General features: G+C 40.6%; 11 protein-coding genes (1 of these 11 running past the window's edge). All 11 read left to right on the forward strand.

Going from position 1 to position 7,453, the window contains the following annotated elements; translation table 11 throughout:
* Positions 1 to 18: 18 nt before the first annotated feature.
* Entirely contained in the window at positions 19 to 303 is a 285-nt protein-coding gene (locus tag AJGP001_RS02680; protein ID WP_058386377.1) for a hypothetical protein, read from the forward strand.
* Between the two features lie 4 nt (positions 304 to 307).
* On the forward strand, positions 308 to 658 hold the full coding sequence (locus AJGP001_RS02685; RefSeq protein WP_008432415.1) for a type II toxin-antitoxin system PemK/MazF family toxin: 351 nt from the start codon (positions 308 to 310) through the stop codon (positions 656 to 658).
* Between the two features lie 167 nt (positions 659 to 825).
* Positions 826 to 1,653 (forward strand): RsbT co-antagonist protein RsbRA, encoded by an 828-nt coding sequence (locus AJGP001_RS02690; RefSeq protein ID WP_071153533.1) that lies wholly within the window; start codon positions 826 to 828, stop codon positions 1,651 to 1,653.
* Positions 1,653 to 2,015 carry an STAS domain-containing protein gene (locus tag AJGP001_RS02695; RefSeq protein ID WP_006830185.1) on the forward strand — a complete coding sequence of 121 codons (363 nt, stop codon included), beginning with the start codon at positions 1,653 to 1,655 and terminating at the stop codon, positions 2,013 to 2,015. Before AJGP001_RS02690 ends, AJGP001_RS02695 begins: the two co-directional genes overlap by 1 nt.
* A gap of 2 nt (positions 2,016 to 2,017) precedes the next feature.
* Positions 2,018 to 2,419: an anti-sigma regulatory factor gene (locus AJGP001_RS02700; protein ID WP_058386375.1), complete on the forward strand. Its 402-nt coding sequence runs from the start codon at positions 2,018 to 2,020 to the stop codon at positions 2,417 to 2,419.
* 12 nt (positions 2,420 to 2,431) lie between these two features.
* Positions 2,432 to 3,433 (forward strand): PP2C family protein-serine/threonine phosphatase, encoded by a 1,002-nt coding sequence (locus tag AJGP001_RS02705; protein ID WP_078080119.1) that lies wholly within the window; start codon positions 2,432 to 2,434, stop codon positions 3,431 to 3,433.
* Between the two features lie 96 nt (positions 3,434 to 3,529).
* Positions 3,530 to 3,859, forward strand: a complete 330-nt coding sequence (locus tag AJGP001_RS02710; protein ID WP_078080120.1) for an anti-sigma factor antagonist — start codon at positions 3,530 to 3,532, stop codon at positions 3,857 to 3,859.
* Between the two features lies 1 nt (position 3,860).
* Entirely contained in the window at positions 3,861 to 4,331 is a 471-nt protein-coding gene (rsbW, locus tag AJGP001_RS02715) for an anti-sigma B factor RsbW (protein ID WP_071153546.1), read from the forward strand.
* Positions 4,309 to 5,091: an RNA polymerase sigma factor SigB gene (gene sigB / locus AJGP001_RS02720; RefSeq protein WP_058386371.1), complete on the forward strand. Its 783-nt coding sequence runs from the start codon at positions 4,309 to 4,311 to the stop codon at positions 5,089 to 5,091. The genes rsbW and sigB overlap by 23 nt, the downstream gene beginning before the upstream one ends.
* Positions 5,091 to 5,690 (forward strand): PP2C family serine/threonine-protein phosphatase, encoded by a 600-nt coding sequence (locus tag AJGP001_RS02725; protein WP_058386370.1) that lies wholly within the window; start codon positions 5,091 to 5,093, stop codon positions 5,688 to 5,690. Before sigB ends, AJGP001_RS02725 begins: the two co-directional genes overlap by 1 nt.
* A gap of 107 nt (positions 5,691 to 5,797) precedes the next feature.
* Positions 5,798 to 7,453, forward strand: partial view of a Tex family protein gene (locus AJGP001_RS02730; RefSeq protein WP_078080121.1) — the 5' portion only. 510 nt of this gene lie beyond the right edge of the window; the window shows 1,656 of its 2,166 coding nt (coding positions 1–1,656); its start codon is at positions 5,798 to 5,800; the stop codon falls past the right edge of the window.

Consider the following 7,453-nt stretch of genomic DNA (forward strand, 5'->3'; position numbering starts at 1 on the left):
TTTTCGGAGGTGTCGGCTGTGTACGAGAAGTCAAAGACAAAAGAAGTGGTTGTGAAAATGCCAAAGCAATTTATTTCAGAGTTGACAACTCATTCAAATGAGCATGTCCAAGAAAGTGGAGATTATATTTATGTTTCCACAAGCCGGGTGACAAAAAATCTGTATGACTCATATCATATTCGAGAAGCGATGATCAAAGGCTACGTGGAGATGTCTCAAATCAATCTATCGATTGCTTGTGAATGTTCTCACGCTGAGTATGAAGCGGAGCATATGACTGTCCGACTCGTAAGCGGAGGGTGACAACTTGATTGTAAAACGCGGAGATGTTTTTTTTGCGGAATTATCGCCAGTCGTCGGGTCTGAGCAGGGTGGGACCCGACCTGTACTGGTGATTCAAAACGATATAGGGAATCGTTTTAGTCCAACTGTTATTATTGCAGCAATCACGGCGCAAATTCAAAAAGCCAAATTACCGACTCATGTAGAAATCAACGCCAAGAAATACGGCTTTGAGCGCGATTCCGTTATTTTGCTAGAACAATTGCGAACCATTGACAAGTCGCGACTGACCGACAAAATTACGCAGCTTGACGACACTTTGATGGAAAAAGTAGACGAAGCATTAGAAATCAGCGTAGGTCTTGTTAAATTTTAAGCATACATATTCTTTTAAAGGCACCTCGAGAATCTTTCTCGAGGTGTTTTTTTAAACAAGTAACCTTACTGACAAAAAAGATGTGAAAAAAACGAATTTCCGATACAATAAAGAGTAGCAGATAAAATTAGCGATACATAGTGTCACAGGGAGGGTTTTCAATCTATATGAATAAACAAATGGCTCAATATATACAGGGCAACTTAACCGAAATCGTTTCAAAATGGCAAGAAAAAATGAAAGATGAAAAAAACGAACGTTCTTTTCAGTTGATGCCTGAAGAACTAATGAATCAAACGAGCCAAGAATTCGCAGAACTAATGATTTCTAATTTACTGGAAAGCCATCAAGCTTATGAAAGTCGTGTAAACGATTTTGCTGAGAAAGTTGTGCGTCTTGGTTGGTCTATCACATTTGTTACGAAGGCAATCAATCATTTTGCTGAAATTGTTTACGAAGACTTAACAAAAGAAGAAATCATCCATGAAGGTAATCTGGCTGCTTATATAGAAGAATTCTCTAAGTGGATATCACCAATTCGTGAAAGTACTATTCAAGCCTACTCAAAAACATGGGAACGTACGGTAAGCTTGCAAAAAATTGCGTTGCAAGAATTGTCGGCATCATTAATTCCTGTGTTCGATAAAGTGTCAGTCATGCCGCTAGTAGGCACAATAGATACAGAGCGAGCAAAGTTGATTATGGAGAACTTATTGGAAGGTGTCGTGAAGCATCGTGCAGAAGTTGTATTGCTCGATATTACTGGCGTTCCAGTAGTAGACACCATGGTCGCACATCATATTATTCAAGCAGCAGATGCTGTACGTTTAGTAGGCGCGAAATGTATGCTCGTCGGAATTCGTCCTGAAATTGCCCAGACAATTGTTACGCTCGGCATTAATTTGAACGACTTTACGACAACGAGTACTTTACAGCGAGGCGTAGAACAGGCGTTAGCTTGGACGAATCGAAAAATTGTGGAGGTTGAAGACTGATGAATTTTAGAATTCCAATTTTAAAGTTAAGAGATACATTAATCGTCTCGATTCAATGGGAACTTGATGACCAAACGGCTCTTCAATTTCAAGAAGACTTATTGGCGAAATTACATGAAACAAGTGCACGTGGTGTCGTCATCGATTTGACGTCGATTGATTTTATCGATTCATTTATTGCGAAAGTTCTGGGGGATGTCATCAGTATGTCGAGTTTGATGGGGGCCAGAGTAGTTATTACCGGTATCCAACCAGCAGTTGCTATCACTTTAATCGAGTTGGGAATTCGACTTGAAGATGTTATGACAGCGCTAGATTTAGAAAATGGTTTGGATAAACTTCAATTGGAATTGGAGGCTTAACAATGAACGGTGAGTCCTCAGTTGAAATTTTAACAGAATGGGATATTGTTGCTGCACGACAACTCGGACGCAATGTAGCGAAAGAGCTTGGCTTTGGCACGGTTGACCAGGCCCGTATTACAACGGCTATCAGCGAGCTTGCGCGCAATATTTATTTATATGCTGGAAAAGGCAGGATCGAAATTCAACAATTAACCCAAAATGGCCTTAAAGGCATTTTGATTATTGCTGCAGACAATGGTCCAGGGATTCCGGATATCCGTCAAGTGATGGAAGATGGTTTTACAACTTCTGGCGGATTGGGAGCAGGACTTCCAGGCGTTAAGCGGTTAATGGATGATTTTAAAATTGAAACTAGTATAGGTGAAGGCACAGATATACGAGCTACTAAGTGGCTTCGTTAGGGGGAACACCCAATGGTTCAGGAAATCGAGAATCAATATAAAGAGATTTTAAATGAATACATGAAAAAACAAACAGAACAAAATTTGTATGTCGGCCAAAATTTTAGCCGACAGCTCATCTTGGAGAATATCGCTCCTGAAGAAGTGATCAGTATGCATAAAGTAGCAATTCAAGAACTTTATGGTGAATTGCCAGATATAGTCTGGCATTCATTTGATTTTTTGATTGAAATGATGATCAATTACGGATTGGCACTTCAAGAACGACAGAGTCTTATCAAACAACAGGAAGAGCTAAAAGTAGAAATGGATTTGGCAGCAAATGTCCAAGAAACCTTGCTGAAAACTAAATTACCTTTATTAGAAGGTTTGGATATCGGCCTTCTTTCGATCCCTGCGCGAAAAATGAACGGGGATTATATTTATTTTGTTAGTGACCAAGAAGGCTATGCTGGGGTGGCAGTTGCGGATGTAATCGGCAAAGGCCTTCCGGCTGCTCTTTGCATGTCTATGATTAAATTTGGTATGGATAGTTTGAACAGTGCACATGCGCTACCCAAAGACGTATTAAGTGTCATTAATCGAATTGTTGAAAAAAGTATTGATGACTCGATGTTCGTTTCTATGTTTTATGGGAACTACGATGCTAAACGAGCACGTTTAACTTATGGCTCAGCAGGACATGAACCCGCTATTTTATATCGTGCAAAAGACAATGAATTTACGGAGTTATATGCAAAAGGTCTACTGTTAGGGGTATCCCCCGCCGCGGTCTACGAAGAACATACAGTCGATTTAGAAAATGGTGACTTGGTCATCATGATGACAGACGGAGTAACTGAAGGCCGAAATGAAGAAGGCTTTATCGAACGCGAAGTTATTTATGAGTTAATTGAGCATAAAAAAACAGAATCGGCACAAGCCATTGTGCAATATGTTTACGACGAGCTTGAAAAGATGCAAAATGCGCAATTCCAAGACGATTTCACGTTAGTAATTTATAAAAAAGTTTAACGACAGGTTTAACTGCCAACTAATTGTGGTATTAATGCTTAGAATAGACTTTTTTTAGTGAAATTGAATTTTAAAAAAACGGGGTGTCAAATCACAATGAATATTCAAGTAGATTTAACTGAATCGAATAATGTTCTTGAAGGATTTATCGGCGGAGAAATTGATGCGCACACTGCACCAGTTTTACGTGGAAAATTAGAAACTTACCAGAATCACCAAGGATTAAAAGCAGAGTTGGATCTTTCCGACGTTAATTATATGGACAGTACAGGACTTGGAGTTTTTGTCGCTTTTTATAAATCAATTAATTCAAATGGCGGACATGTAAAGTTAAAAGGACTTTCAGCACGACTAAAACGACTGTTTGACATTACAGGTCTCGGTGACATTATGGATATCGAATCTGCAGAGAAGGGTGGGAACTAGCATGCGTCCTTTTGATTACGTAGAAATGCGCGTTCCTGCCAAATCACAATATGTTGGAGTTGCACGACTTACCATTTCAGGTTTAGCTAGCCGTGTTGGTTTTTCTTTTGACGATATTGAAGATTTAAAAATCGCTGCAAGTGAAGCCGTAACAAATGCAGTTCAGCATGCTTATGCAGAAGATGAGCAAGGTGAAGTGGTTATCGGATGTGCATTGTATGAAGATAAAATTGAGATTATGGTAGCAGACCACGGCAAAAGCTTTAATTTTGAAGAAACAAAAGCAAAAGTTGGTCCATATCACGACCAAGAAGAAGGTGCTTTTCTCCGTGAAGGAGGCCTCGGCTTGTATTTAATCGAAACATTAATGGATGAAGTTAAAGTTCATCATCAAGAAGGAGTAACAATCTTTATGACAAAGCATGTTGAAGGAGAGCAGGTGGAAAAGGATGTCGAAACAGTCTCATCCTAATCAACCTACTAAAGAGCAGGTGCTTGATTGGATTGAAGCTTACCAAAAGACGGAAGATGAAGAAGCCCAAACAAATTTGGTGCTAAATTATAAGCGCCTTGTTGAATCCATTGCGCGAAAGTACTCAAATGGGAAATCGTATCACGAAGATATTGCGCAAGTAGGCATGCTTGGACTTTTAGGGGCTATCAGACGGTACGATCCATCATTTGGTCGTAGCTTTGAGGCTTTTGCTGTGCCTACAATTATCGGAGAAATTAAACGATTTTTGCGTGATAAGACTTGGGCAATCCATGTTCCACGACGGATAAAAGAATTAGGGCCCCGTATTAAAGCGACGGTTGAGGTGTTAACAAGAGAGCTTCAACGTTCGCCGCAAGTGTGGGAAATTGCCGAATACCTGGATGTTGAAGAAGATGACATTTTAGAAGCAATGGAAATGGGTAAAAGCTATCAAGCACTTTCGATGGACCACTCTTTAGAGGCGGATTCAGACGGTAGTACCGTCACATTATTTGATGTAGTAGGCCAGGAAGACGATGGTTACGAGAAAGTGGATCAGCGGATGCTTGTAGCTGAAGCGATGAACGTGCTTTCTGAGCGAGAAAAGCAAATCATCCAATTCACTTACATAGAGCAGCTGAGCCAAAAACAAGCCGGAGACAAGCTTGGTATTTCTCAAATGCACGTTTCCCGGTTACAGAGAAAAGCTATTAAAAAACTCCAAGAAGCTATCTTAGCAGCGGGCGGAGTTTTGTAGTGGAGAGCATTCAGCATAATCTTGTGAATGCTTTTATTTTCAACGAAGCAAAAAAAGGGAATTATGAATCTGGTGACAGCTACCATACGGTCTTAACAGATGATTATTTTATTTGCTCCGTAGCTGATGGATTAGGGAGTGGGCCAATTGCGCGTGAATCGTCTCAGGTCATCCCTCAGATTTTAAGAGAGTTTCATCATGAAACGATCGATCAATTGATGTATCGTTTTAATGGATTAATGCTTCAAAAGCGTGGTGCTGCTGTTGCTATTTTTAAAGTTGATTTCAAGAAAAAAACGCTTGAATATAGCTGCGTCGGCAATATTCGGTTTTATGTATATCGCAAAGCAACAGATGAAATTATCTATCCATTGCCAGTGATGGGTTATCTGTCAGGACGTCCGCAAAAATTACGTACTCAACTGTATACGTATGTAGAGAACGATCTGTTCTTGATTCACTCTGATGGGGTGGATTTAAGAAACCCAAAAGCTATGATGCGAAAAGCTTCAGTTCCAGAGCAATTGTATCGTGATATTCTAGAATCCATCCAAACGGGTGATGATGCTACATTCATAACAGGAAGCCTACTCAAATGAGTTGGCTTCTTTTTTATATGGACGATCTTGAACAAGGAATAGGGACGTCGTAGGCTGCTCTTTTCTGAATGTGTTAAAATAAGAAAGAATTGAAGGGGAGTGTCCAGATGGAAGCGCAACAAATTCATGCATTAATTGCAAAAGAAACGGGCGTGCGAAAAGATCAAGTCGCACAAGTTATCGCATTAATCGAAGATGGCAACACCGTACCTTTTATTGCACGTTACCGAAAAGAAGCAACCGGATCTTTGGATGAAGTCCAGATTAAAGCGATTGATGACCGGTATACATACATTCAGAATTTAGAGCAACGGAAAATAGAAGTAATTCGTTCGATATCAGAACAGGAAAAACTAACAGAAGAACTGGAAAAAGCGATTCACAATGCCACTGTGTTGCAGCGGCTAGAAGATTTATATCGTCCATACAAACAAAAACGCCGGACAAAAGCGACTATTGCAAAAGAAAAAGGGTTGCAGCCGTTAGCGGATTGGTTACTAGAGCCTGGCGATGAAACAGTGACTGAAAAGGCTAAGGAATTTGTCGATGTACAGGCAGATGTCGCTTCGACTGAAGAGGCAATTCAAGGAGCACAGGATATTCTAGCGGAATTATTTGCTGACGATCCTGATATCCGAGAAAAAATTCGTTATATGACACGAAAAGATGGAACCATCGCCACCGTAGCCAAAAAAAATCACGAAGACGACAAGCAAGTCTTCCAAATGTATTACGAATACGAAGAAGCTATCCAAAAAATTGTGCCGCATCGAATTTTAGCGATTAATCGAGGAGAAAAAGAAGACGTTCTAAAAGTTTCCATTAATCCGCCTGTGGATCGCATCGTGACTTTGATGAAAAATAATTGGATAAAGCAAACGCGTTCAACAACAGATGTGATAGCCGGAGCGATTGAAGACAGCTACAAACGATTGATCCAACCCTCTGTTGAGCGGGAAATTCGAACTGAACTAAGTGAAAAAGGAGAAGCACAAGCCATTCATATTTTTTCGGAAAATCTGCGGAATCTTTTACTGCAGCCACCGATGAAAAACAAAATGGTTTTAGGAGTGGACCCAGCTTATCGGACAGGCTGCAAGCTTGCAGTCATTGATGAAACAGGCAAGCTGTTAGAAGTGGCAGTGATTTATCCGCATCCACCCAAATCAGATCTAGCTGGCTCGAAGAAAATGATGGAACGCTTAACAGCTAAATACCCAATTGAAATTATGGCAATTGGTAACGGTACTGCATCACGAGAAACAGAACAATTTGTTGCGGACTTTTTGTCGGAAACTTCGGCAGATATCTCTTACGTGATTGTAAATGAAGCAGGAGCTAGTGTTTATTCGGCATCTGACATTGCACGAGCAGAGTTTCCAGACTTAAAAGTGGAAGAGCGGAGTGCGGCTTCGATTGCACGCCGTCTACAAGATCCACTCTCGGAGTTGGTAAAGATTGATCCAAAAGCGGTGGGGGTTGGACAATACCAGCACGATGTTTCTCAAAAGAAATTAGCGGACCAGTTAACTTTTGTTGTTGAGACGGCGGTTAACCAAGTTGGGGTCAATGTCAACTCGGCTTCTTCTTCTTTGTTGCACTATGTAGCAGGCCTAAGTAAAACCGTTGCGGAAAATGTCATCAAGGTGCGAGATGAGAACGGGCGCTTTACTTCGCGAGCACAATTGAAAAAAATTCCGCGTCTAGGTGCGAAAACGTATGAACAGGCAATTGGATTTTTGCGGATTCCGGAAGGAAAGAAT

Source organism: Planococcus faecalis (assembly GCF_002009235.1).
Classification (GTDB): domain Bacteria; phylum Bacillota; class Bacilli; order Bacillales_A; family Planococcaceae; genus Planococcus; species Planococcus kocurii.